At 68.5% G+C, this 24,868-nt stretch carries 20 protein-coding genes and 2 pseudogenes; 17 read left to right on the plus strand and 5 right to left on the minus strand.

The genetic code is table 11. The features are described 5' to 3' along the window. Positions 1-38 precede the first annotated feature (38 nt). From yajC to OG609_RS33590, 6 genes are all read left to right on the plus strand, one after another. Complete coding sequence (yajC, locus tag OG609_RS33565; RefSeq protein WP_327276264.1) at positions 39-530, plus strand: preprotein translocase subunit YajC; 492 nt, start codon at positions 39-41, stop codon at positions 528-530. A gap of 146 nt (positions 531-676) precedes the next feature. Beyond that, positions 677-2,416, plus strand: coding sequence for a protein translocase subunit SecD (gene secD / locus OG609_RS33570; RefSeq protein ID WP_327276265.1), 1,740 nt, complete (start codon positions 677-679; stop codon positions 2,414-2,416). A 1-nt stretch (position 2,417) separates the two neighbouring features. Then, positions 2,418-3,521 carry a protein translocase subunit SecF gene (gene secF, locus OG609_RS33575; protein ID WP_327276266.1) on the plus strand — a complete coding sequence of 368 codons (1,104 nt, stop codon included), beginning with the start codon at positions 2,418-2,420 and terminating at the stop codon, positions 3,519-3,521. Beyond that, positions 3,518-4,069 carry an adenine phosphoribosyltransferase gene (locus OG609_RS33580; RefSeq protein ID WP_327276267.1) on the plus strand — a complete coding sequence of 184 codons (552 nt, stop codon included), beginning with the start codon at positions 3,518-3,520 and terminating at the stop codon, positions 4,067-4,069. Before secF ends, OG609_RS33580 begins: the two co-directional genes overlap by 4 nt. Before the next feature lie 164 nt (positions 4,070-4,233). Beyond that, positions 4,234-4,641 carry a hypothetical protein gene (locus tag OG609_RS33585; protein WP_327276268.1) on the plus strand — a complete coding sequence of 136 codons (408 nt, stop codon included), beginning with the start codon at positions 4,234-4,236 and terminating at the stop codon, positions 4,639-4,641. A 376-nt stretch (positions 4,642-5,017) separates the two neighbouring features. Then, positions 5,018-7,540: a RelA/SpoT family protein gene (locus OG609_RS33590; RefSeq protein ID WP_442818088.1), complete on the plus strand. Its 2,523-nt coding sequence runs from the start codon at positions 5,018-5,020 to the stop codon at positions 7,538-7,540. Between the two features lie 95 nt (positions 7,541-7,635). Here OG609_RS33590 and OG609_RS33595 read toward each other — a convergent pair whose 3' ends face one another. Both OG609_RS33595 and OG609_RS33600 read right to left on the minus strand, forming a co-directional pair. After that, positions 7,636-8,865, minus strand: a complete 1,230-nt coding sequence (locus OG609_RS33595) for a DUF349 domain-containing protein (protein WP_327276270.1) — start codon at positions 8,863-8,865, stop codon at positions 7,636-7,638. A 194-nt stretch (positions 8,866-9,059) separates the two neighbouring features. Further along, on the minus strand, positions 9,060-9,848 hold the full coding sequence (locus tag OG609_RS33600; protein ID WP_327276271.1) for a peptidylprolyl isomerase: 789 nt from the start codon (positions 9,846-9,848) through the stop codon (positions 9,060-9,062). A gap of 149 nt (positions 9,849-9,997) precedes the next feature. Here OG609_RS33600 and OG609_RS33605 point away from each other — a divergent pair, with 149 nt between their 5' ends. Continuing rightward, positions 9,998-10,684, plus strand: coding sequence for an MBL fold metallo-hydrolase (locus tag OG609_RS33605; protein WP_327276272.1), 687 nt, complete (start codon positions 9,998-10,000; stop codon positions 10,682-10,684). Between the two features lie 13 nt (positions 10,685-10,697). Then, entirely contained in the window at positions 10,698-11,960 is a 1,263-nt protein-coding gene (gene hisS / locus OG609_RS33610; RefSeq protein WP_327276273.1) for a histidine--tRNA ligase, read from the plus strand. 173 nt (positions 11,961-12,133) lie between these two features. Here the strand turns inward: hisS and OG609_RS33615 are convergent. Continuing rightward, positions 12,134-12,478, minus strand: a pseudogene (locus tag OG609_RS33615) (ATP-binding cassette domain-containing protein); the annotation flags it as partial. 163 nt (positions 12,479-12,641) lie between these two features. Here OG609_RS33615 and OG609_RS33620 point away from each other — a divergent pair. Further along, positions 12,642-13,277 carry a vitamin K epoxide reductase family protein gene (locus OG609_RS33620; RefSeq protein ID WP_327276274.1) on the plus strand — a complete coding sequence of 212 codons (636 nt, stop codon included), beginning with the start codon at positions 12,642-12,644 and terminating at the stop codon, positions 13,275-13,277. A gap of 69 nt (positions 13,278-13,346) precedes the next feature. Beyond that, complete coding sequence (locus OG609_RS33625; RefSeq protein ID WP_327276275.1) at positions 13,347-14,705, plus strand: replication-associated recombination protein A; 1,359 nt, start codon at positions 13,347-13,349, stop codon at positions 14,703-14,705. A gap of 28 nt (positions 14,706-14,733) precedes the next feature. Here OG609_RS33625 and OG609_RS33630 read toward each other — a convergent pair whose 3' ends face one another. After that, positions 14,734-15,432 (minus strand): DUF2470 domain-containing protein, encoded by a 699-nt coding sequence (locus OG609_RS33630; RefSeq protein ID WP_327276276.1) that lies wholly within the window; start codon positions 15,430-15,432, stop codon positions 14,734-14,736. A 188-nt stretch (positions 15,433-15,620) separates the two neighbouring features. Here OG609_RS33630 and rpsD point away from each other — a divergent pair, with 188 nt between their 5' ends. Beyond that, positions 15,621-16,235 carry a 30S ribosomal protein S4 gene (gene rpsD, locus OG609_RS33635; protein WP_327276277.1) on the plus strand — a complete coding sequence of 205 codons (615 nt, stop codon included), beginning with the start codon at positions 15,621-15,623 and terminating at the stop codon, positions 16,233-16,235. A 17-nt stretch (positions 16,236-16,252) separates the two neighbouring features. Here the strand turns inward: rpsD and OG609_RS33640 are convergent. Further along, positions 16,253-17,604 (minus strand): annotated as a pseudogene (locus OG609_RS33640) (hypothetical protein); the annotation flags it as partial. 507 nt (positions 17,605-18,111) lie between these two features. On the opposite strand from OG609_RS33640, the gene OG609_RS33645 reads away from it, so the two are divergent. From OG609_RS33645 to OG609_RS33670, 6 genes are all read left to right on the plus strand, one after another. Beyond that, positions 18,112-18,549 (plus strand): DUF948 domain-containing protein, encoded by a 438-nt coding sequence (locus tag OG609_RS33645; RefSeq protein WP_266365776.1) that lies wholly within the window; start codon positions 18,112-18,114, stop codon positions 18,547-18,549. A 7-nt stretch (positions 18,550-18,556) separates the two neighbouring features. Then, positions 18,557-18,919 (plus strand): DUF6167 family protein, encoded by a 363-nt coding sequence (locus OG609_RS33650; RefSeq protein ID WP_327276278.1) that lies wholly within the window; start codon positions 18,557-18,559, stop codon positions 18,917-18,919. Beyond that, the gene (alaS, locus tag OG609_RS33655; RefSeq protein WP_327276279.1) at positions 18,919-21,588 is read left to right on the plus strand and encodes an alanine--tRNA ligase; all 2,670 of its coding nucleotides are present in this window, start codon (positions 18,919-18,921) and stop codon (positions 21,586-21,588) included. Before OG609_RS33650 ends, alaS begins: the two co-directional genes overlap by 1 nt. Before the next feature lie 8 nt (positions 21,589-21,596). Then, positions 21,597-22,070, plus strand: a complete 474-nt coding sequence (ruvX, locus tag OG609_RS33660) for a Holliday junction resolvase RuvX (RefSeq protein WP_327276281.1) — start codon at positions 21,597-21,599, stop codon at positions 22,068-22,070. 95 nt (positions 22,071-22,165) lie between these two features. Next, complete coding sequence (gene mltG, locus OG609_RS33665; RefSeq protein WP_327276282.1) at positions 22,166-23,989, plus strand: endolytic transglycosylase MltG; 1,824 nt, start codon at positions 22,166-22,168, stop codon at positions 23,987-23,989. Then, positions 23,976-24,812, plus strand: a complete 837-nt coding sequence (locus tag OG609_RS33670) for a shikimate dehydrogenase (protein ID WP_327276283.1) — start codon at positions 23,976-23,978, stop codon at positions 24,810-24,812. The genes mltG and OG609_RS33670 overlap by 14 nt, the downstream gene beginning before the upstream one ends. Positions 24,813-24,868: the final 56 nt, after the last annotated feature.

Here is a 24,868-nt window from a genome sequence, read left to right on the forward strand (position 1 = left end):
CCGCCTTCCAGCGCGGTCGTGCGAAGGAAACTCGTCCCGTGAATCCCGTGACTCTCCTCCCCTTCATCGTGCTCATCGGGGCCATGTTCCTGATGACGCGGTCCGCCAAGAAGAAGCAGGCGGCCGCTGCCCAGATGCGCAATGAGATGCAGCCCGGCACCGGCGTCCGGACGATCGGGGGCATGTACGCCACCGTCAAGGAGCTTCACGACGACACCGTTCTCCTTGAGATCGCACCCGGCGTCCACGCCATCTACGCCAAGAACGCCATCGGCGCCGTCCTGGACGACGCGGAGTACAACCGCATCGTCCACGGCGACGGCGATGACGCCCTCGACATCGACGGCGCGGTCGTGCCGGACGACGCCTCCTCGCTGACCGAGGCCGAGGCCGACGCCGACGAGGACACCTCGGACGACGCCAAGATCGACCTGGGCAAGAAGGCCGAGGCCGAAGACGCCGAGCCGAAGAACGCCGAGTCCGACAAGAAGTCCGAGGGCAAGACCGACGGCGAGGCCGACGCGAAGTAACCCACGACCCGGGGATGCCGCGAGCCCACCGGCATCCGGCACTCCCCGGACCGTGCGATCTTCTGCGGGGGCGGGTCCTCACTACACTTCGTGGCCGCTCGGGCGCGTACCCGGCGCGGGGCGGTTGGACAGGGAGAAACGAGAAGGTGGCAGCACCGAAGAAGAGCCGAGGGCCGGCCGGCGGTCAGGGCAGGCCGGGGCGTTCCCTGGCTCTGATCCTGATCGCCATGGTCGCGCTCACCGGCGGGATGTTCCTGGCCGATCAGCCGACCCCACGACTGGGCATCGACCTGGCGGGCGGCACGTCCATCACGCTTGAGGCGAAGAGCGAGCCGGGCCAGGAATCGGCGATCAACAAGACCAACATGGACACCGCGGTCCAGATCATGGAACGCCGTGTCAACGGTCTGGGTGTCTCCGAGGCCGAGGTCCAGACACAGGGCGATCGCAACATCATCGTCAACATCCCCAAGGGCACGAATTCCGCCCAGGCCCGCGAGCAGGTCGGCACCACCGCCAAGCTCTACTTCCGGCCGGTGCTGACCGTCGCCCAGGGCACGCCCACGCCGACGCCCAGCGCCTCGTCGTCCGGCAAGCCCAGCCCGTCCACGAGCCCGAGCGCCTCGTCGTCGGACAACGGGAAGGCGTCGGCGACGCCGAGCGCGAGCGCCACCACCCAGGGCCGCGCGGTCACCGGCGCCCTCAAGGCCGATTCCTCGCCCACCCCCAAGGCGAGCACCACGCCGAAGGCCGACGCCACGCCGTCGGCATCCGCTGCGGACCAGGCGGCCGCCGCCAAGCTGCAGAAGCAGTTCGCGGAGCTCGACTGCTCCAGCAAGGCTTCCCGCGCCGAGGCCGCACGGGGCGCCAAGCCCACCGACACGGTCGTCGCGTGCAGCTCCGAGGGCGACGCCAAGTACGTCCTCGGCCCGGCCCAGGTGTCCGGCACGGACGTGGACAGCGCCAAGGCGGCGATCGACCAGACAAACGGTCAGTGGATCGTTCAGATGGAGTTCACCAAGGGCGGCGCCAAGAAGTTCCAGAAGATCACGGGCCAGCTCGCCCAGCAGCAGTCGCCGCAGAACCAGTTCGCCATCGCACTCGACGGTGAAGTCGTCTCGGCGCCCTTCGTGCGCACGGCACTGAGCGCCAACGCCGAGATCTCCGGCAGCTTCACCCAGCAGTCCGCCGAGGATCTGGCCAACGTGCTCTCCTACGGTGCGCTCCCGCTCTCGTTCAAGGAGCAGAGCGTCACCACCGTCACCGCCGCACTCGGCGGCGAGCAGCTCCAGGCGGGTCTGATCGCCGGCGCCATCGGTCTGGCCCTGGTGGTCATCTACCTGGTGGCCTACTACCGCGGACTGGCGCTCATCGCGCTCCTGAGCCTCACGGCCTCCGGCATCCTGACCTACACGATCATGTCGCTTCTCGGCCCCGCCATCGGCTTCGCGCTGAACCTCCCGGCGGTCTGCGGAGCCATCGTGGCCATCGGTATCACCGCTGACTCCTTCATCGTGTACTTCGAAAGAATCCGCGACGAGATCCGCGAGGGCCGTACGCTCCGCCCGGCCGTCGAGCGCGCCTGGCCGCGCGCCCGGCGCACCATCCTGGTCTCCGACTTCGTGTCGTTCCTCGCCGCGGCGGTGCTCTTCGTGGTCACCGTCGGCAAGGTCCAGGGATTCGCCTTCACACTGGGTCTCACCACCCTGCTCGACGTGGTCGTGGTGTTCCTCTTCACCAAGCCCGTCATGACGCTGATGGCCCGTACGAAGTTCTTCTCCAGCGGTCACCCGTGGTCCGGTCTGGACCCGAAGCGGCTCGGCGCCAAGCCGCCGCTGCGCCGCTCGCGCCGTGTCAACGCCCCCACTGACCCGAAGGAGGCGTGAGATGTCGCGACTCGGCAGTCTCGGCGCCCGTCTCTACCGCGGCGAGGTCGGTTACGACTTCATCGGCAAGCGCAAGATCTGGTACGGGATCTCGATCCTGATCACCATCACGGCCATTGTCGGCCTGGCGGTCAGCGGCCTGAACATGGGCATCGAGTTCAAGGGCGGCGCGGTCTTCACGACGCCGAAGACGAGCGTCAGCGTCTCCCAGGCGGAGGACTTCGCAACGAAGGCCTCCGGCCACCAGGCGATCGTCCAGAAGCTCGGCAAGGGTGGTCTGCGTATTCAGATCTCCGAGGTCGACACCGCGAAGTCCGACCAGATCAAGCACCAGCTCTCCGAGGACCTCAACGTCCCGACGGAGAAGATCGCCGCCGACCTGGTCGGCCCCAGCTGGGGTGAGCAGATCGCCAACAAGGCCTGGACGGGCCTCGGCATCTTCATGGTCCTCGTGGTGATCTACCTGGCCATCGCCTTCGAGTGGCGCATGGCCATCGCGGCCCTGGTCGCGCTGATCCACGACATCACCATCACGGTCGGCATCTACGCCCTGGTCGGCTTCGAAGTCACCCCGGGCACCGTGATCGGTCTGCTGACCATCCTCGGCTACTCCCTCTACGACACGGTCGTCGTCTTCGACAGCCTCAGGGAGAGTACGGGGGACATCACCAAGCAGACCCGTTGGACGTACAGCGAGATCGCCAACCGCTCGATCAACGGCACGCTGGTCCGTTCCATCAACACCACCGTCGTGGCCCTGCTCCCCGTCGCCGGCCTGCTGTTCATCGGTGGCGGTGTCCTTGGCGCCGGCATGCTGAACGACATCTCGCTGTCGCTGTTCGTCGGCCTCGCGGCCGGTGCGTACTCCTCGATCTTCATCGCCACCCCGCTCGTCGCCGACCTCAAGGAACGCGACCCGCAGATGAAGGCTCTGAAGAAGCGGGTCCTCGCCAAGCGTGCGGCAGCCGCCGCCAAGGGCGAGACAGCCGAGGACGAGCCCTCGGACGACGACTTCCCGGAGGACGCCGCACCCGCCGCCGCGGTCGTCGGTCAGCGCCAGCAGCCCCCCAGGGGCCACGGCCGGACCTCGGGGAAGCGTCGATGACCAGCACGACCGAGAGCACGAGGGAACTCCTGCTCAGCCGGATCCGCGACGTGCCGGACTATCCGAAGCCGGGTGTGATGTTCAAGGACATCACCCCACTCCTCGCGGACCCGCTCGCGTTCGCGGCCCTCACCGAGACCCTCGCGGAGCTGTGCGTCCGGCACGGTGCCACGAAAATCGTGGGCCTTGAGGCGCGCGGCTTCATCCTGGCTGCCCCGGTCGCGGTCCGGGCCGGGCTCGGCTTCGTACCCGTCCGCAAGGTGGGGAAGCTGCCCGGGGCCACCCTCAGCCAGGCGTACGAGCTGGAGTACGGCACCGCCGAGATCGAGATCCACGCGGAGGACCTGTCCGCCGGCGACCGGATCATGGTCATCGACGACATCCTTGCGACCGGTGGCACCGCCGAGGCCTCGCTGGAGCTGATCCGGCGGGCCGGTGCCGAGATCGCGGGCGTCGCGGTCCTCATGGAGCTCGGCTTCCTGGACGGACGTGCCCGGCTGGAACAGGGTCTGGCGGGTGCTCCGCTGGAGGCACTCATCCACGTGTGAGTACCGCATGCACGAATCGGGTGTCCAGGATTCTTCTGGGCACCCGATTCGCGTTTGCGTATCAGCATCACCATGGAGATCAAGAATGGCTCAAAAATAAGTGCCAGGTTATGGGACCACCTGATGCCGCTGATCGGCATCTAAACGGGAGGAACCACATGAGGATGTCGCCCAGGATCGCCACGGGGGCGGTTTCCCTTCTTTCCTTTGCAGCAATCGCTGCGGGCGCCGCTCCTGCGAGTGCGAGCCAGACAGTTGCGCCCGCGCCGACCACCCAGGGCGCGAAGGGTGTCTGCATGGGTTGGAAGAATGCAGGGTCAATCCCGGGGAAGTGGAGCACGCTCAACGATGGCTGTGCCCACTTCGGTTTCAAGGGCATGAAGATGGTCTACGGCTGGAAGGTCTTCAAGGGCAGCAGCATCTGTGTGCAGGTCAAGGGCTTCAATGCCAAGGGGAAGACCTGGTACAACGCCGGCTGCGGGAAGAGCGGCCAGATAACGGTGCCGTGGGGCAACGTTGCCGCGAACAAGGAGATGAAGGCCAAGGGGGCAGCCCTCTTGAGGTGGAACTGAGGCGTCGCCCGACTCCGATCGGGCCCACGTGCAGCGACCCGTGGTACTGACGGGGCAGGGTGGGAGGGGGCGGGGCCTCTCCGCCCTCACCATCTGAACTACGCCCTGATGTGAGTACTGGCTCGGCACTGCAGGGTTGGGACGGGCTGACCTCCGGCCCAACGGCACACGAGGGCCATTGTCACACTCGCAGGCGCGGGACGGGCACCCGGGAACAACCGGGTGCCCGTCCCGCGTTGTGAGGGCTCTCACGGTCCCCGGGGGAGGACCGGCCACAGGGTCGATACGATGGCCTTTCCGGGTATCCGGATCCGCATGAGGAGCGCTCTTGCCAGACGAGGCCCAGCCAGTCGCCGCCCCGCAGCCCGACAAGCCGGTGGCGGCCCCAGTCGTGCCCGGGAAGAAGCAGGCCGCGGAGAAGCCGAAGCCCCCGGCCCCCGAGCCCGGCACGGGCCCGGAGCGGGCCAGTGGCCCGGCGCTGCGGCCCGCGACCGCCTCGCCTGCTCAGCCGGCCTCCCCGGCCGCCTCCGCGCCGAAGCCCCCGGCGAAGCCCGCTGCGAAGCCAGTCACCCCGCCTGCTCCCACGACCCGCTCCGGCGGCTCCTCCAACCGGGTACGGGCCAGGCTCGCCCGCCTCGGTGTGCAGCGCTCCAGCCCGTACAACCCGGTCCTCGAACCGCTGCTGCGCGCCGTCCGCAGCAACGACCCCAAGATCGAGACGTCCACGCTGCGTCAGATCGAGCGCGCCTACGAGGTCGCCGAGCGCTGGCACCGCGGCCAGAAGCGCAAGAGCGGCGACCCGTACATCACGCACCCGCTCGCCGTCACGACGATCCTCGCCGAGCTGGGCATGGACCCGGCGACGCTGATGGCCGGACTGCTGCACGACACGGTCGAGGACACCGAGTACGGCCTCGACACGCTGCGCCGCGACTTCGGCGACCAGGTCGCCCTGCTCGTCGACGGTGTCACCAAGCTGGACAAGGTCAAGTTCGGCGAGGCCGCACAGGCCGAGACGGTACGCAAGATGGTCGTCGCCATGGCCAAGGACCCCAGGGTCCTCGTCATCAAGCTCGCCGACCGGCTGCACAACATGCGCACCATGCGCTACCTCAAGCGGGAGAAGCAGGAGAAGAAGGCCCGCGAGACGCTTGAGATCTATGCCCCACTGGCACACCGCCTGGGCATGAACACCATCAAGTGGGAGCTGGAGGACCTCGCCTTCGCGATCCTCTACCCCAAGATGTACGACGAGATCGTCCGCCTCGTCGCCGAGCGGGCCCCCAAGCGCGACGAATACCTCGCCATAGTGACCGACGAGGTCCAGGCCGACCTGCGCGCCGCCCGGATCAAAGCCACCGTCACAGGCCGGCCGAAGCACTACTACAGCGTCTACCAGAAGATGATCGTGCGGGGCCGGGACTTCGCCGAGATCTACGACCTGGTGGGCATTCGGGTCCTCGTCGACACCGTCCGCGACTGTTACGCGGCTCTCGGCACCGTCCACGCGCGATGGAATCCGGTCCCCGGCCGGTTCAAGGACTACATCGCGATGCCCAAGTTCAACATGTATCAGTCGCTGCACACCACGGTGATCGGCCCCAGCGGCAAGCCCGTCGAGCTGCAGATCCGTACCTTCGACATGCACCGTCGCGCCGAGTACGGCATCGCCGCGCACTGGAAGTACAAGCAGGAGGCCGTCGCAGGCGCCTCCAAGGTCCGCACCGACGTCCCCAAGAGCACGGGCGGCGGCCGGAGCCAGGACACCGTCAACGACATGGCGTGGCTCCGCCAGCTCCTGGACTGGCAGAAGGAGACCGAGGACCCCAGCGAATTCCTGGAGTCGCTGCGTTTCGACCTCTCCCGCAACGAGGTCTTCGTCTTCACGCCCAAGGGCGACGTCATAGCGCTCCCCGCGGGCGCGACGCCGGTGGACTTCGCGTACGCCGTGCACACGGAGGTCGGCCACCGGACCATAGGAGCACGGGTCAACGGGCGGCTCGTACCGCTCGAATCGACCCTTGACAACGGCGATCTGGTGGAGGTCTTCACCTCCAAGGCGGCCGGCGCCGGACCCTCTCGGGACTGGCTGGGCTTCGTCAAGTCGCCCCGGGCCCGCAACAAGATCCGCGCCTGGTTCTCCAAGGAGCGCCGCGACGAGGCGATCGAGCAGGGCAAGGACGCCATCGCGCGCGCCATGCGCAAGCAGAATCTGCCGATCCAGCGGATTCTGACCGGCGACTCGCTGGTCACGCTCGCCCACGAGATGCGCTATCCCGACATCTCGTCGCTGTATGCGGCGATCGGCGAGGGCCATGTCGCGGCAGCCGGCGTCGTGCAGAAGCTGGTGCAGGCGCTCGGCGGCGAGGACGCCGCCAACGAGGACCTCGCAGAGAGCGCGCCGCCCTCGCGCGGCCGCCACAAGCGCCGTTCCAACGCCGATCCGGGTGTGGTCGTCAAGGGCGTCGAGGACGTCTGGGTCAAACTGGCCCGCTGCTGTACGCCGGTCCCCGGTGACCCGATCATCGGCTTCGTCACCCGCGGCAGCGGCGTCTCCGTGCACCGCGCCGACTGCGTCAACGTCGACTCGTTGTCGCAGCAGCCGGAGCGGATCCTGGAGGTCGAGTGGGCGCCCACCCAGTCCTCGGTCTTCCTGGTCGCCATCCAGGTCGAGGCCCTGGACCGGTCGCGGCTGCTCTCGGACGTCACCCGCGTCCTGTCCGACCAGCACGTCAACATCCTGTCGGCGGCCGTCCAGACCTCCCGGGACCGGGTGGCCACCTCCCGCTTCACCTTCGAGATGGGCGACCCGAAGCACCTCGGACACGTGCTGAAGGCGGTACGGGGCGTGGAGGGCGTCTACGACGTCTACCGCGTCACTTCGGCCCGCAGGCCCTGACCGACGACCCCGCGCATACGAGAGGCCCCCTGTGTCCGTCCCTCGGGACGGACACAGGGGGCCTTGTCACAAGCCGGTCAGCAGCAGGTGCTGCTTCAGCCGCCGAACTCCTCCAGGCCCTTCAGCGCCTGGTCCAGCAGTGCCTGCCGGCCTTCGAGCTCCTTGGCCAGCTTGTCGGCCCGGGCGTTGTTGCCCGAGGCGCGAGCCGTGTCGATCTGCGTACGCAGCTTGTCCACGGCCGCCTGCAGCTGACCGGTCAGACCCGCGGCGCGCGCACGCGCCTCCGGGTTCGTCCGGCGCCACTCCGACTCCTCAGCCTCCTGGAGCGCCCGCTCCACTGCGTGCATCCGCCCCTCGACCTTCGGACGGGCGTCACGCGGCACATGGCCGATGGCCTCCCAGCGCTCGTTGATGGCCCGGAACGCGGCCCTGGCCGCCTTCAGGTCCTGCACCGGCACCAGCGTCTCGGCCTCGACCGCGAGCTCCTCCTTGAGCTTGAGGTTCTCGCCCTGCTCCGCGTCCCGCTCGGCGAAGACCTCGCCGCGGGCGGCGAAGAAGACGTCCTGAGCACCGCGGAAGCGGTTCCACAGATCGTCCTCGGCCTCGCGCTGGGCGCGGCCCGCCGCCTTCCACTCCGTCATCAGGTCGCGATAGCGGGCGGCCGTCGTTCCCCAGTCCGTGGAGCCGGAGAGCGACTCGGCCTCGACGACCAGCTTCTCCTTGACCTTGCGGGCCTCCTCGCGCTGGGCGTCCAGCGAGGCGAAGTGTGCCTTGCGGCGCTTGGAGAACGCCGAGCGGGCGTGCGAGAAGCGGTGCCACAGCTCGTCGTCGGACTTGCGGTCGAGCCGCGGCAGGCCCTTCCACGTATCGACGAGCGCACGGAGGCGCTCGCCCGCGGAGCGCCACTGCTCGCTCTGCGCCAGCTCCTCGGCCTCGGCGACCAGCGCCTCCTTGGCGTGCTTCGCGTCGTCGGTCTGCTTCGCCTTCTGGGCCTTGCGCTCCTCGCGCCGCGAGTCGACTGTCGCGACCAGCGCGTCGAGTCGCTTGCGCAGCGCGTCGAGGTCACCGACGGCGTGATGCTCGTCCACCTGTAGGCGCAGATGCTCGATGGCGGTCGTGGCGTCCTTGGTCGACAGGTCGGTGGTCTTCACCCGCCGTTCGAGGAGGCCGATCTCGACCACAATGCCCTCGTACTTGCGCTCGAAGTAGGCCAGAGCCTCCTCGGGGGAACCCGCCTGCCACGATCCGACGACCTGCTCGCCATCGGCTGTACGCACGTACACGGTGCCCGTCTCATCGACGCGGCCCCACGGGTCGCTGCTCACAGCGCCTCCTCCACCTGATGCCTGCGAGAGGGTTCGCCCCCCTGGCATCGTCCACAGTTTCCTGGGGCGGGCAGCGCCCGCCCTGCACAACGCCAATCTAGGCGACCGGCTGCCCGGCTGTCCGCACTCAGCGCGGCCGAAAATAATCCGGCCCGCCCTTCGTCGTCACCACCGGCCGGCCCGGTCCGGCCGCGTCACGACTTGTCGACAGCGGCCTTCGAGATGTCCACGGCCTTCTTCGGCGCACCGTCGGCCGCACCGCCGGCCACGCCCGCCGCACCGATGTCCTTGACCGCCTTCAGCGAGGCATCGTCCATCGTGCCGAACGGGGTGTAGGTGGGCGGCAGTTTGCTGTCCTTGTACACGAGGAAGAACTGGCTGCCACCGGTGTGCGCCTGGCCGGTGTTCGCCATCGCCACCGTGCCCGCCGGATAGGTCACCGTGCCGTCCTTGCCCGCCTTGCCCAGCGCGGTCAGGTTCTCGTCCGGGATCGTGTAGCCGGGGCCGCCCGTGCCGTCGCCCTTGGGGTCACCGCACTGCAGGACGAAAATGCCCTGCGTGGTCAGCCGGTGGCACTTCGTACCGTCGAAGAAGCCCTTGTCGGCCAGCGACTTGAAGGAGTTCGTGGTGTGCGGCGTCTTCGCCGCGTCCATCGTGAACGCGATGTCGCCCTGGCTCGTCTTGAGCGACATCGTGTACTTCGCTTTTTTGTCGATCTTCAGCGCGGGCTCGGGCGCGCTGCTCTCGCTCGCCGACGGCGAGGCCGACGGGCTCGCGCTCGCGGCCGCGTCGCTCTTGTCCTTCTTGCCGTCGCCGTCGAGGGCGAGATACGAGCCCACCCCGACGATTGCCGCCACGGCCACCACGGACGCGATGACGACCGTCAGACGCCTTGTCCTGCGGCGGGCCTCCTCCCGGCGCTGCTGCTGCCGCTCGAACTTCTCCCTGGCGAGCTGCCGCCGCCGCTGATCGCTGCTGACCACCGGGTGATCTCCTTGTAGGTCGTGTGATGAGGCCTGGGCTGCCCCGTACCGTATATGGGTTAGCTGTGGAATGAGGAGCGCCGGTAGGCTCTGAACTGCCGCGACCTTCTCAGTCGCAATCCATCGTTGGACGACCATTAAGGACGATCGTGCTCATTGCCGGGTTCCCCGCCGGGGCCTGGGGGACCAACTGTTACCTGGTCGCCCCGGCCGCAGGCGAGGAGTGCGTGATCATCGACCCGGGCCATCAGGCCGCATCCGGAGTCGAGGAAGCGCTGAAGAAGCATCGGCTGAAGCCCGTCGCCGTCGTACTGACCCACGGCCACATCGACCATGTCGCCTCGGTCGTCCCGGTGTGCGGTGCGCACGACGTCCCTGCCTGGATCCACCCGGAGGACCGGTACATGATGAGCGACCCGGAGAAGGCCCTCGGCCGTTCCATCGGGATGCCGCTCATGGGCGAGCTGACGGTGGGGGAGCCGGACGACGTCAAGGAACTGAGTGACGGCGCCCAGCTGAAGCTGGCCGGTCTGGAGTTCGGTGTCGCGCATGCGCCCGGCCATACCAAGGGGTCGGTGACGTTCAGGTTGCCCGAGGCCGCGGATGTTCCGCAGGTCCTCTTCTCGGGCGACCTGCTCTTCGCCGGCTCCGTCGGACGCACCGACCTGCCCGGCGGCGACCACGCCGAGCTGCTCGAGTCGCTGGCCCGTGTGTGCCTGCCGCTCGACGACTCGACCGTGGTGCTGTCCGGCCACGGCCCCCAGACGACCATCGGCCGCGAGCGCGCCTCGAATCCGTATCTGCACGGTATGGACGCGCCCCGACGAGGAATGTGACGAGAGAAATTCCGTGAGCACCTTCAAGGCCCCCAAGGGCACGTACGACCTGACCCCGCCCGATTCCGCGAAGTACCTCGCGGTGCGCGAGGCGATCGCCGCACCCCTGAAGAACTCCGGCTACGGCTACATCGAGACGCCCGGCTTCGAGGACGTCGCCCTCTTCTCGCGCGGTGTCGGTGAGTCCACCGACATCGTGACCAAGGAGATGTACACCCTCACCACCAAGGGCGGCTCACAGCTGGCGCTGCGCCCCGAGGGCACCGCGTCCGTCCTGCGCGCCGCCCTGGAGGCCAACCTTCACAAGCTCGGCAATCTGCCCGTGAAGCTCTGGTACTCCGGCTCGTACTACCGCTACGAGCGCCCGCAGAAGGGCCGCTACCGGCACTTCTCGCAGGTCGGTGCCGAGGCGATCGGCGCCGAGGACCCGGCGCTGGACGCCGAGCTGATCATCCTGGCCGACCAGGCGTACCGCGCGCTGGGTCTGCAGAACTTCCGCATCCTGCTCAACTCGCTGGGTGACAAGGAGTGCCGCCCCGTCTACCGGGACGCGCTCCAGGAGTTCCTGCGCGACCTCGACCTCGACGACGACACCCGCCGCCGCATCGAACTCAACCCGCTGCGGGTCCTCGACGACAAACGCCCCGAGGTGCAGAAGCAGCTGGTCGGCGCTCCGGTGCTGCGCGACTACCTGTGCGACGCGTGCAAGGCGTACCACGAGGAGGTCCGCGAACTGCTGACCGCCGCCGGCGTCGTGTACGAGGACGACGAGAAACTCGTCCGCGGTCTCGACTACTACACCCGCACCACCTTCGAGTTCGTCCACGACGGACTCGGCTCGCAGTCCGCGGTGGGCGGCGGCGGCCGCTACGACGGCCTCTCCGAGATGATCGGCGGCCCGGCGCTCCCGTCGGTCGGCTGGGCGCTCGGCGTGGACCGTACGGTGCTTGCGCTGGAGGCGGAGGGCATCGAGCTCGAACTGCCCGCGGCCACCAGCGTCTTCGCGGTACCGCTCGGCGAAGAGGCCCGGCGGGTGCTCTTCGGGATCGTCACGCAGCTGCGCCGCGAGGGTGTGGCGGCGGACTTCGCGTACGGAAACCGCGGCCTCAAGGGTGCGATGAAGAGTGCGAACCGGTCGGGGGCGCGGTTCACGATCGTCGCGGGTGAGCGGGACCTGGCCGAGGGCGTCGTCCAGCTCAAGGACATGGAGTCCGGCGAGCAGACGGCGCTACCGCTGCCGGACGTGGCCGAGGCGATCCGCGGGCGCCTGGCGTAGAGCCTCCCGGTCGCCGGACGGGCCGGTGTTCCGGTCCGTCCGGCGACCGGGAGCGCAGGGCTCACCGGCCCACCCCGGTCAGCCGTCGCGCCGGTCCTTCCAGCGGAAGGTCAGCAGGCACAGCACCAGGCCGACGATGCACCAGGCACCCGGCATCAGCACGACCTCGCCGGGCCCACCAGCGCGATGACGTGCTCGCAGTCGCGCGGCCTCGGGTGGTAGCGGGCGAAGTGCGTCACCGTCTCGCACAGCGTCAACTCGGCGGGCGGGGATTCATCCTGCCAGACGGTTCCGACCCGGGAACGCCGACGGCGGTCGGCGGAAGCCGGGTCCACGCCGAGCACCGACACGGTCCCTCCGCCGCGGCTGCGATGGCCCTGCAGGATTTCCGCGGTCGTGCTCTTCCCGGCCCCGCTCGGTCCGAGGATTCCGAACGCCTCGCCCTGCCGGATGTCCAGGTCCAGGCCGTCGACCGCGGTCACTTCGCCATAGCGCTTGCGCAGGCCGCGCACCTCCACCACACGTTCGGTCGTGGTCCGGAGCGTTTCGCGGACCCGAGCGTTCCGTACCGGCCGTGCTCGGAGCCTTGCGCACACCTTTATGTCCATCGAACGGAAGACCAGTGGTGCGGTGCGGCACAATGGCCGTGCCCAGCAGGCCACTCACTGACGGAACGGCGATATGACGACTGCAGCGGTTGACCATCCCTCCTCCGACCAGGACGAGGACAGCGGGAAGAGGGCCATCGGCGGCAGTCGGGCGTTCGCACTGCTGCTGGTGATCACGGGCGCCGCCGGACTCCTCGCCGCCTGGGTCATCACCATCGACAAGTTCAAGTTGCTGGAGGATCCCAACTTCACACCGGGCTGCAGCCTCAACCCGGTCGTCGCATGCGGCAACATCATGAAGAGCGAGCAGGCGGCCGCCTTCGGCTTCCCGAACCCGATGCTCGGTCTGGTCACCTACTCCGTGATCATCGGTATCGGCCTGGCGCTCCTCGCGGGCGCCCGCTTCCGCAGCTGGTACTGGCTCGGGATGAACGCCGGCACGCTGTTCGGCGTCGGTTTCTGCACCTGGCTCCAGTACCAGTCGCTCTACAACATCAACTCCCTCTGCCTGTGGTGCTGCCTGGCCTGGGTCGCCACGATCGTCATGTTCTGCTACGTCACCACGCACAACATCAAGAACCGGATCCTGCCCGCGCCGAACTGGCTGCGCAACGGACTGACGGAGTTCCACTGGGTGCCGCCGGTCCTGTGGATCGGCATCATCGGCATGCTGATCCTGACTCGCTGGTGGGACTTCTGGACCAGCTGACCGGCCCGTCGCTCCTGCCGGGCGACCGGCCCGGCAGGGATGTCAGTGCCGTGACATAGGCTTCAAAACGTGGAGCCCGACCTCTTTACCGCAGCCGCCGAAGACCGCCAGGAGAAGGACCCGTCCAGCAGCCCACTGGCTGTCCGGATGCGTCCCCGCACCCTCGACGAGGTCGTCGGCCAGCAGCATCTGCTCAAGCCGGGCTCGCCGCTGCGCCGCCTCGTCGGCGAGGGGAACGGCGGGCCCGCAGGCCCGTCGTCGGTGATCCTCTGGGGCCCGCCCGGCATCGGGAAGACGACTCTGGCGTACGTGGTCAGCAAGGCCACCAACAAGCGCTTCGTCGAGCTCTCCGCGATCACCGCGGGCGTCAAGGAAGTGCGGGCCGTCATCGAGGGCGCCCGCCGCGCCACCGGAGGCTACGGCAAGGAGACCGTCCTCTTCCTCGACGAGATCCACCGCTTCTCCAAGGCGCAGCAGGACTCGCTGCTTCCGGCGGTGGAGAACCGCTGGGTGACGCTGATCGCGGCGACCACCGAGAATCCGTACTTCTCGATCATCTCGCCCCTGCTGTCGCGCTCGCTGCTGCTCACCCTGGAATCACTCACCGACGACGATCTGCGCGGCCTGCTGCAGCGTGCCCTGACCGACGAGCGCGGACTCGGCGGCGCGGTGGCGCTGGAGAGCGACGCCGAGGCGCATCTGTTGCGCATCGCGGGCGGCGACGCCCGCCGGGCGCTCACGGCGCTGGAGGCCGCGGCCGGTGCGGCGCTGGCCAAACAGGAGAAGGAGATCACCCTCCTGACCCTGGAGGAGACCGTCGACCGTGCCGCCGTCAAGTACGACCGGGACGGCGACCAGCACTACGACGTGGCGAGTGCGCTCATCAAGTCGATCCGCGGCTCCGACGTGGATGCCGCGCTGCACTATCTGGCCCGGATGATCGAGGCGGGGGAGGACCCGCGGTTCATCGCCCGGCGGCTGATGATCTCGGCCAGCGAGGACATCGGTCTCGCCGACCCCACGGCACTGCCCACCGCTGTCGCGGCCGCCCAGGCGGTCGCCATGATCGGTTTCCCCGAGGCGGCGCTCACCCTGAGCCACGCCACGATCGCCCTGGCCCTCGCTCCCAAGTCCAATGCGGCGACACTGGCGATCTTCGCCGCCCAGGAGGACGTACGGAAGGGTCTCGCGGGCCCAGTTCCGGCCCATCTGCGCGACGGCCACTACAAGGGCGCCGCCAAGCTGGGCCACGCCCAGGGCTATGTGTATCCGCACGATGTCCCCGGCGGTATCGCAGCTCAGCAGTACGCCCCGGACGCCGTGCGCGACAAGCACTACTACCAGCCCACGCGCTACGGCGCGGAAGCGCGTTACGCGGATGTGGTGGAGCGGGTCCGCGAGCGGCTCTCCGGCCCGTCCGCCGACTGAGGAGGACGCGCAGGGGCCGTTCCCCCGTTCAGTGCGCCGCCGCCTCGAAGAGCGTGTGCATGGCGTGGCGCAGCTCGCCGACGTCCCGCACCGGCTCGGGGAATTCGAAGCGTGCGTCGAAGCACTGCCCGTCCTCGCAGAAGCGCACACGCAGCCCGTACCGGTCCAGCGCGAGCGGTACGACGGAGGGCCGGTGAGCCGCGCAGCGACGGGCCGCACGCTCGCCGAGCAGCCCGCACAGCGTGTCCAGCTGTTCGCCGTGCGCCGCGTGCAGATGCTGCAGCAGCTCCGCCTCGTGTCCGACGAGCGGATCGGGGGACGCGTCCCGGAATCCGTCGGGTTCGACCTCCTCGGCGCCCCACAGATCGTCGACGTACGCCTCGCCCGTCTCCAGTCGGAGCGTCATCCGGCCGGGCCCCGACATGCCGGGTACGGTGGTGAGCCATCCCGAGACCCAGGCGCGGCCGCGGATGCGGTGCGGTACGGAGACCGGGGCGACGTCCGTGATCTCCAGCACAGCGGTCAGCTCGTCGTCCTCGGCGTGCGTCGCGGCCCGCACGGCCGGGGAATCAGCGGGGAGTTCGAGGAACAGATCCCCGTCGGGACCCACATTCCTGGTCAGCGGCATCAGCTGATCGGAGCCGGGTGCGTTCAGCCCGGCGACGAGCAGTACTGCCGAACAGGTACTCTGTACGAGAGTTCGTGTGCGCTCGGCTGCTGACGGCATCCGAGTGTTATCTAGCCCGCCGGGACGCGGCTGACCACGATCTGATCGGTCCTCCGTCGTATCGGCACCCTGAGGGGTGTCGACGCTGTCAGTGCTGTCCGTGACGTGTGTGGTGTTCCCCGGGCGAGACATGCGATCTCCTCAAGTAAGGTGAGCCTAACCTAACCTACAACGGAGGTCTGGAGAACGTGCCTAACCAGTCGCGTCCCAAGGTCAAGAAGAGCCGCGCGCTCGGCATTGCGCTGACGCCGAAGGCCGTCAAGTACTTCGAGGCCCGCCCCTACCCGCCGGGCGAGCACGGCCGTGGCCGCAAGCAGAACTCGGACTACAAGGTCCGTCTGCTGGAGAAGCAGCGTCTGCGTGCCCAGTACGACATCAGCGAGCGCCAGATGGCGCGTGCCTACGACCGCGCCAAGAAGGCCGAGGGCAAGACGGGCGAGGCGCTCGTCGTCGAGCTCGAGCGTCGCCTCGACGCCCTGGTCCTGCGTTCGGGCATCGCCCGCACCATCTACCAGGCCCGCCAGATGGTCGTGCACGGTCACATCGAGGTCGACGGCCGCAAGGTCGACAAGCCGTCCTTCCGCGTCCGTCCCGACAACATCGTGATGGTTCGCGAGCGCAGCCGCGACAAGCACCCCTTCCAGGTTGCCCGCGAGGGTGGTTACGCCCCCGACGGCGAGACCCCGCGCTACCTGCAGGTGAACCTGAAGGCCCTGGCCTTCCGCTTTGACCGGGACCCGAACCGCAAGGAAATCCCCGTGATCTGCGACGAGCAGCTCGTCGTCGAGTACTACGCCCGCTGATCCAGGCGTAGCCGCTCTCACCAGCGCTCAGGCCCGCCCCTTCCCGATGTACGGGAGGCGGCGGGTCTCCGCATTTTCCCGGGGCCCGGCAGGGGCCCGGACGGCCGCCCAGGCCTCCCCGGCCGGTCCGCAGGCCCGCTCGCCAGCGCCCTGGCCACCGCCGCGTCCAGATCCAGCCGGCCCCCCGCACGCAGGCCCGATTCATAGGGGCCGTTGCCCAGCTCCCGGCGGGCCAGCTCCTCGCACCGGGCACGCGGCTGCCCGTAGTACGCCGAACCGAACAGCGGCAGCCCGACCGACGGCCAGATCCGGTCGGCGGCCCCCTGCAGCACCGCCGCCTCCGCCGCATCCCCCTCGACCGCCGTGACCAGTGCCAGCAGTTCCAGGGTGAGCACCGAGCCGAGCAGGTCGTGGAAGGCATGGCCGATCGCCAGGGACTCCTCGAGCAGCTCCCGGGCCCGGCCCGGCAGGTCCCGTTGCAGCGCAGCGAAGGCCAGTACGTACAGCGCGTACGAGAGGGCCCACCGCTCCCCGTGGTCCTCGCAGATCTCCCTGACCTCTTCGCAGATCGCGGCCGCGCGGTCCAGATCCCCGTGGAACCCGACCGCCATCGCCAGCTCGATCCGGGCCATCAGCACATTGCTGTTCAGCTCGCCGAGCTCCCGGTAACGGCCGAGCGCGTCGTCCAGCAGTTCCCGCGCCCTGGCCATGTCGTCCATGACGAGCGCCAGACACCCCATCCGGTGCACCGCGTACGCGAGCGCCGTGGAGTCGTCGGCCCGGTCGGCCTCATCCCGGCACTCCTGCAGCGCGGAGACCGCACCGACCGGGTCGCCCTGCAGTACGGCCACGTGTCCGAGCACCCACAGCGCCTTCGGTCGCGAGGAGTCGTACGGTGTCTCCTGGCGCGCCGGCGCGCTCCGACTGGCGCCGGTCAGCAGCCGGAAGCGGTCGTCCAGGCGCTGCAGCACCTGCTCGGTGGACAGGGCGCGCAACCGTCCGGCGGCCAGTTCCAGCGCGAGCGGGATCCCGTCCAGTCGGCGGCACAGCTCCCGCGGTTGCGCGATCATGGTCGGTCAGCCGGAACTCCGGCCGCACTGCGGCGGCCCGCTCCGCGAAGAGCAGCATCGCGTCCTCGTCCGTCATCGGTGCGAGCGGGAACGCGAGCTCGCCGTCCAGTTCCAGGGGCAGCCGCCCGGCGGCGAGCACCCGCAGCAGCGGGGGGCCGGCGCAGCAGTTCCCGTACCAGCTGGGCGCAGGCGTCCACGAGATGCTCGAAGCCGTCGATCACCAGGAGGAGTTGGCGCCCGGCAAGATGTTCGAGGAGTGTCGTGCGGGGCGGTCTGCTGGTGTGATCGGTGAGTCCCAGGGCGTCGATCAGCGCATGCTCCAGCAGCCCGGGATCGTGGATGGCGGACAACTCCACCATCCAGACCCCGTCGCAGTACCGTTTCTCCATGAGCGTTGCGATCTTGGTGGCGCAACGGGTCTTGCCCACTCCGACCACGGTGACGAGCCTCGACTCGTCCAGCAGCTGACCGAGATCGGCCAGTTCGTCCTCCCGTCCCACGAATCTGTTCAGTTCCGCCGGGAGATTGCCGAGGGGGGTGGCGGGGGCACCCGGATCGCGGGGGGACGGAAAGGGGCGCTGGGGGCGTTGCATGAAACACGCAGAGTGCTGGTAAGGAAGCTCTCCGTGCAATCTCCTTATGGCAACTGCGGTCCTTGCCGCCGGTAATGCGGTACAGGGCGCGACCACCGGCGCGATAGGCTCGGGAGACGACGATCGGCTGTTGCGACAGCGGTCGCCGGACCTGGCAGAGACAGACAGAGACAGCAACAAGCTAGAGAGCGGTGCACTGTGTCCGGTGGAGAGGTGGCCGGGATTCTGGTGGCCGTCTTCTGGGCGATCCTGGTTTCGTTCCTCGCCGTCGTGCTGGTGAGGCTGGCCCAGACGCTCAGGGCGACCACCAAGCTCGTGGCGGATGTGACCGAGCAGGCGGTCCCACTGCTTGCCGACGCCTCCGCCACCGTGCGCTCCGCGCAGACCCAGCTCGACAAGGTCGACGCGATCGCCACGGACGTCCAGGAAGTCACCTCGAACGCCTCGGCGCTCTCCACCACTGTCGCCTCGGCCTTCGGCGGCCCGCTCGTCAAGGTCGCCGCGTTCGGATACGGGGTACGGCAGGCCATCGGCCGCAAGACCGATCCGGAACCGGAACCTGCCCGTCGTACGGTGATCGTCGGCCGCACCGTGCCTGCCGCGCGCGGCAGGAAGCGCAGCGGCAGAAACTCCCGCGGATCGAAGGACTGACGCAGCGATGTTCCGCCGTACGTTCTGGTTCACCGCCGGTGCCGCCGCCGGTGTCTGGGCCACTGCCAAGGTCAACCGGAAGCTCAAGCAGCTGACCCCCGAGAGTCTCGCGGCGCAGGCCGCGGACAAGGCGATCGAGACCGGCCACAAGCTCAAGGACTTCGCTCTGGACGTCCGTGAGTCCATGGCTCGACGCGAGGCCGAACTGGGCGAGGCGCTGGGCCTTCAGGCACCGGTCGACCCCGACCTCCCCGTACGGCGTCATTTCGCCGTCGAGGCGGCCGAGCCCGTCGGACCGGACGGGTCCCTCGAAGCAACCAACTACCGCAAGCTCCCCTACAACTCGTACAACCGGAATGAGGACCACTGATGGAGTCGGCTGAAATTCGTCGCCGCTGGTTGAGCTTCTTCGAGGAGCGCGGTCACACCGTCGTCCCTTCGGCGTCGCTCATCGCGGACGACCCGACTCTGCTCCTGGTCCCCGCGGGCATGGTCCCCTTCAAGCCGTACTTCCTCGGCGAGGTGAAGCCGCCCGCCCCGCGCGTCACCAGCGTGCAGAAGTGTGTCCGTACGCCGGACATCGAAGAGGTCGGCAAGACCACCCGGCACGGCACGTTCTTCCAGATGTGCGGCAACTTCTCCTTCGGTGACTACTTCAAGGAAGGCGCCATCAGCTACGCCTGGGAGGCTCTGACGAGCTCCGTGGCGGACGGCGGCTTCGGTCTCGACCCCGAGCGGCTGTGGATCACGGTCTACCTGGACGATGATGAGGCCGAGCAGATCTGGCGCGACAAGATCGGCGTACCGGCCGAGCGCATCCAGCGCCTGGGCAAGAAGGACAACTTCTGGTCCATGGGTGTCCCCGGACCCTGCGGCCCCTGCTCCGAGATCAATTACGACCGCGGCCCCGAGTTCGGCGTCGAGGGCGGCCCGGCCGTCAACGACGAGCGCTACGTGGAGATCTGGAACCTGGTCTTCATGCAGTACGAGCGGGGCGCCGGTGACGGCAAGGAGGACTTCCCGATCCTCGGTGACCTGCCGTCGAAGAACATCGACACGGGTCTGGGCCTGGAACGCCTCGCCATGATCCTGCAGGGCGTACAGAACATGTACGAGACCGACACTCTGCGCGTCGTCATGGACAAGGCCACCGAGCTGACCGGTGTCCAGTACGGCGCCGACCACGGTTCGGACGTGTCGCTCCGCGTGGTCGCCGACCACATCCGTACCTCGGTGATGCTCATCGGCGACGGCGTCACTCCCGGCAACGAGGGCCGCGGCTATGTGCTGCGCCGCATCATGCGCCGCGCCATCCGCAACATGCGCCTGATGGGTGCCACCGGACCCGTCGTCAAGGACCTGGTCGATGTCGTGATCGACACGATGGGGCAGCAGTACCCGGAGCTGATCACGGACCGCAGGCGCATCGAGACCGTCGCCCTCGCCGAAGAGGCCGCCTTCCTCAAGGCCCTCAAGGGCGGCACCAACATCCTCGACACCGCCGTCACCGAGACCAAGGCCGCCGGCGGCAGGGTCCTCGCCGGCGACAAGGCGTTCCTGCTCCACGACACCTGGGGCTTCCCGATCGACCTCACCCTGGAGATGGCCGCCGAACAGGGCCTCTCGGTGGACGAGGACGGCTTCCGCCGCCTGATGAGGGAGCAGCGGGAGCGCGCCAAGGCCGACGCCAAGGCCAAGAAGACCGGCCACGCCGACCTGTCCGCCTACCGTGCGGTCGCCGACAACTCCGGCATCACCGAGTTCACCGGCTACACCGCCACCGAGGGCGAGTCGACCATCGTCGGCCTGCTCGTCGACGGTGTGCCCTCGCCCGCCGCCACGGAGGGCGACGAGGTCGAAGTCGTCCTGGACCGCACCCCGTTCTACGCCGAGGGCGGCGGCCAGCTCGCCGACCAGGGCCGGATCCGGCTCGACAGCGGCGCCGTCATCCAGGTGCGCGACGTCCAGCAGCCCGTCCCCGGCGTCTCCGTCCACAAGGGCTCGGTGCAGGTCGGCGAGGTGACCGTCGGCGCCTGTGCCTACGCAGCCATCGACAACACCCGCCGCCGCGCCATCGCCCGTGCCCACAGCGCCACGCACCTCACGCACCAGGCGCTGCGCGACGCACTGGGCCCGACAGCCGCCCAGGCCGGTTCGGAGAACTCGCCGGGCCGCTTCCGTTTCGACTTCGGCTCGCCCGCAGCCGTACCCGGCACGGTCCTCACCGACGTCGAGCAGAAGATCAACGAGGTCCTTTCCCGCGAACTCGACGTCCAGGCCGAGGTCATGTCGATCGACGAGGCCAAGAAGCAGGGCGCCATCGCCGAGTTCGGTGAGAAGTACGGCGAGCGGGTCCGGGTCGTCACCATCGGCGACTTCTCCAAGGAGCTCTGTGGCGGTACGCACGTCCACAACACCGCCCAGCTGGGTCTGGTGAAGCTGCTCGGCGAATCGTCCATCGGTTCCGGTGTGCGCCGTATCGAGGCCCTCGTCGGTGTCGACGCGTACAACTTCCTCGCCAGGGAGCACACGGTCGTCGCCCAGCTCCAGGAGCTGGTCAAGGGCCGTCCCGAGGAGCTCCCGGAGAAGATCGCCGGAATGCTCGGCAAGCTGAAGGACGCCGAGAAGGAGATCGAGAAGTTTCGCGCGGAGAAGGTCCTCCAGGCCGCCGCCGGACTGGCCGATTCCGCCAAGGACGTACGGGGCGTCGCCCTGGTCACCGGTCAGGTCCCCGACGGCACCTCGGCCGATGATCTGCGCAAGCTCGTCCTCGACGTCCGCGGACGTATCCAGGGCGGCCGCCCGGTTGTCGTGGCCCTGTTCTCCACTGCGGGCGGTCGCCCGCTGACAGTGATCGCCACCAACGAGGCCGCCCGTGAGCGCGGGCTGAAGGCCGGTGACCTGGTCCGTACGGCCGCCAAGACCCTCGGCGGCGGTGGCGGCGGCAAGCCGGACGTCGCCCAGGGCGGCGGCCAGAACCCCGAGGCCATCGGCGCCGCCGTGGCCGCTGTCGAACGCCTCGTCACCGAGACGGCGTGACGGCGGGGATGACGCAGATGCGCCGCGGCCGTCGGCTCGCGATCGACGTCGGGGACGCCCGGATCGGGGTCGCCTCGTGCGACCCCGACGGGATCCTCGCCACGCCGGTGGAGACCGTTCCGGGACGCGATGTCCCGGCGGCCCACCGGCGGCTCGGGCAGATCGTCGAGGAGTACGAGCCGATCGAGATCATCATCGGCCTGCCACGGTCCCTCGGCGGCGGTGAAGGCCCCGCCGCCGCCAAGATCCGGGTCTTCGCCCAGGAGGTCGCCCGCTCGGTCGCGCCCATTCCGGTGCGACTGGTGGACGAGAGGATGACCACAGTGACGGCCAGTCAAGGACTGCGCGCCTCGGGCGTGAAGTCCAAGAAAGGCCGTTCCGTCATCGATCAGGCAGCCGCTGTGGTGATCCTTCAGAACGCTCTGGAGTCCGAACGGGCGTCAGGTAAAGCCCCGGGTGAAGGCGTCGAAACGGTTGGCTGATCGCGATACGGTAACGTTCCGCGCGATGTGGCGGTGTTCGAACAAACACTGCACAGCACAGAGACGGAATGTCGTCTCGCGGCTCTAGGGGATCGATGACTGAGTATGGCCGGGGCCCCGGCTCCGAACCGTGGCATCCCGAGGACCCCTTGTACGGGGACCAGGGATGGGGAGGACAGCAGCCTGCCCACGGCCAGAACCAGTACGGCGGCCAGGAGCAGCCCTACCCCCAGGACCCGTACGCACAGCAGCAGCCCCAGGGCCCGTACGTACAGCAGCAGTCGCAGGACCCGTACGCACAGCAGCAGTCGCAGGACCCGTACGCACAGCAGCACTCGCAGGACCCGTACGTACAGCAGCAGTCGCAGGACCCGTACGCACAGCAGCAGTCGCAGGACCCGTACGCGCCGCAGCATTATCAGCAGCCCGCGTACGGAGCCCCGCAGGACCCGTATACGCAGCAGCAGCAACCCCAGCCCCAGCAGCCCCAGTACGACAACGGTGGCTGGGACACCGGGCAGCAGCCCGCCGCGGCGCCCTACGGCGCCCAGCAGGCGGACCCGTACGGCGGTCGGCAGGCCGGCTACGGCGAGACGCAGGACTACTACAGCACTCCGGAGGCCTACCCGCCGCCGCAGCCCCCGGGCCGCCGCGAGGCCGTTGCCGAGCAGGCCCCCACGAAGAGTCCCGACTGGGACCCGGAGGTCCAGCCGGAGGAGACCCACCCCTTCTTCACGGGCGCCGACGACCGCGACGACAACGACGGCGAGTACGACGACGACCCGCGCGAGTCACGCCGTGGCGGTCGTGGCGGCAATGAGCGCCGGGGCAAGGGCAAGAAGAAGAGCCGCAGCGGCGTCGCCTGCCTGGTCGTCTCGGTGGTCCTGGTCGGCGGCCTCGGCGGATTGGGCTACGTCGGTTACTCGTACTGGCAGGACAAATTCGGCGCGGCGCCCGACTACACCGGAACGGGCACCGGCGAGGTCGAGGTCGAGATCGAAAAGGGCGCCTTCGGCTCCGACATCGGCAACATCCTGAAGCAGAAGGGCGTCGTCAAGAGCGTCGACGCGTTTGTCGCCGCGCAGAACGAGAACCCCAAGGGCAAGTCGATCCAGGCAGGCGTCTATCTCCTCCACGAGAAGATGTCCGCGGCCGAGGCCGTGAAGATGATGGTCGACCCGAAGAGCCAGAATCTTTTGGTGATTCCCGAGGGTTACCGCAATGTCACCATCTACGGGATGGTCGACAAGAAACTTGGCCTCAAGAAGGGAACGACCAAGGGAATTGCCACGTCCAAGGCGTCCGGCCTGGGTTTGCCCGACTGGGCGAGCACCAACAAGGACATCAAGGACCCGCTGGAAGGATTCCTTTACCCGGCCGCCTATCCGGTCACCAAGGAAACCAAGCCGGAGACGATTCTGAAGAAGATGGTCTCCCGTGCCAACGAGGAGTACGACAAGCTCGACCTCGAGGGAACGGCCAAGAAGTACAAGCTGGACGGCCCATGGCAGGTTCTCACTGTCGCCAGCCTGGTCCAGGCGGAGGGCCTCACGCACGACGACTTCCGCAAGATGGCTGAAGTCGCGTACAACCGCTTGAAGCCGACCAACACGGTCACGAACCGTAAGCTTCAATTCGACTCCGCATTCAATTACCTCAAGAACCAGAGTAAGATCAAGATCGGGTCGAGTGAGATCCTGAGTAACCCGGACCCTTATAACACCTATTACCACGAGGGTCTTCCGCCGGGTCCGATCAGTAATCCGGGTGACGAAGCCCTGCGAGCCACGCTCAATCCCACTGGTGACGGGTGGATGTTCTTCATCTCGCTCGACGGCAAGAAGACCGAGTTCACCAAGACGGCCGTCGAGCACGAGAAGCTCAACAAGAAGTTCAGGAAACAGCATGGCCTCGACTGACGGGCGCCGCCGGGCAGCCGTCCTCGGCTCGCCCATCGCCCACTCGCTCTCCCCGGTCCTGCACCGGGCCGCGTACGCCGAACTCGGCCTCTCCCACTGGTCGTACGACCGCTTCGAAGTGGACGAGGCGGGGCTGCCCGGCTTCATCGAGGAGCTCGACGCCTCGTGGGCCGGACTGTCGCTGACCATGCCGCTCAAGCGCGCGATCATCCCGCTGCTGGACTCCATCAGCGAGACCGCGTCCTCGGTGGAGGCGGTCAACACGGTCGTCTTCACGGATGACGGCCGAAGGACCGGCGACAACACCGATATCCCCGGCATGATCGCCGCGCTGCGCGAACGCGGCGTGGAGAAGACCGACTCCGCCGCCGTGCTCGGCGCCGGAGCGACCGCTTCCTCGGCGCTCGCCTCGCTGTCCGAGATCTGTACGGGCCCGGTCACCGCATACGTCCGCAGCCGGGAACGGGGCCAGGAGATGCGCGGCTGGGGCGAACGCCTCGGCGTCGACGTCCGGATCTCCGACTGGGCTGAGGCCGAGCAGGCGCTGCACGCCCCGCTGGTCATCGCCACCACTCCGGCAGGTGCGACGGACGCGCTGACCGATGCCGTACCGGAGCGGCCCGGCACGCTCTTCGACGTGCTGTACCAGCCCTGGCCGACCGGACTCGCGGCAGCTTGGGCGGCCCGTAACGGCGCAGTCGTCGGAGGTCTCGACCTTCTGGTGCACCAGGCCGTCCTCCAGGTCGAGCAGATGACGGGACACTCACCCGCCCCGCTCGCGGCGATGCGGCAGGCCGGCGCAGAGGCACTGGCTGCACGCTGACCACGCGCATGTGAGGGTCCCGATCCGTCCGTCTGCTGGACCGGCGGCCGGTTCGG

This window comes from Streptomyces sp. NBC_01224, assembly GCF_036002945.1.
GTDB lineage: Bacteria > Actinomycetota > Actinomycetes > Streptomycetales > Streptomycetaceae > Streptomyces.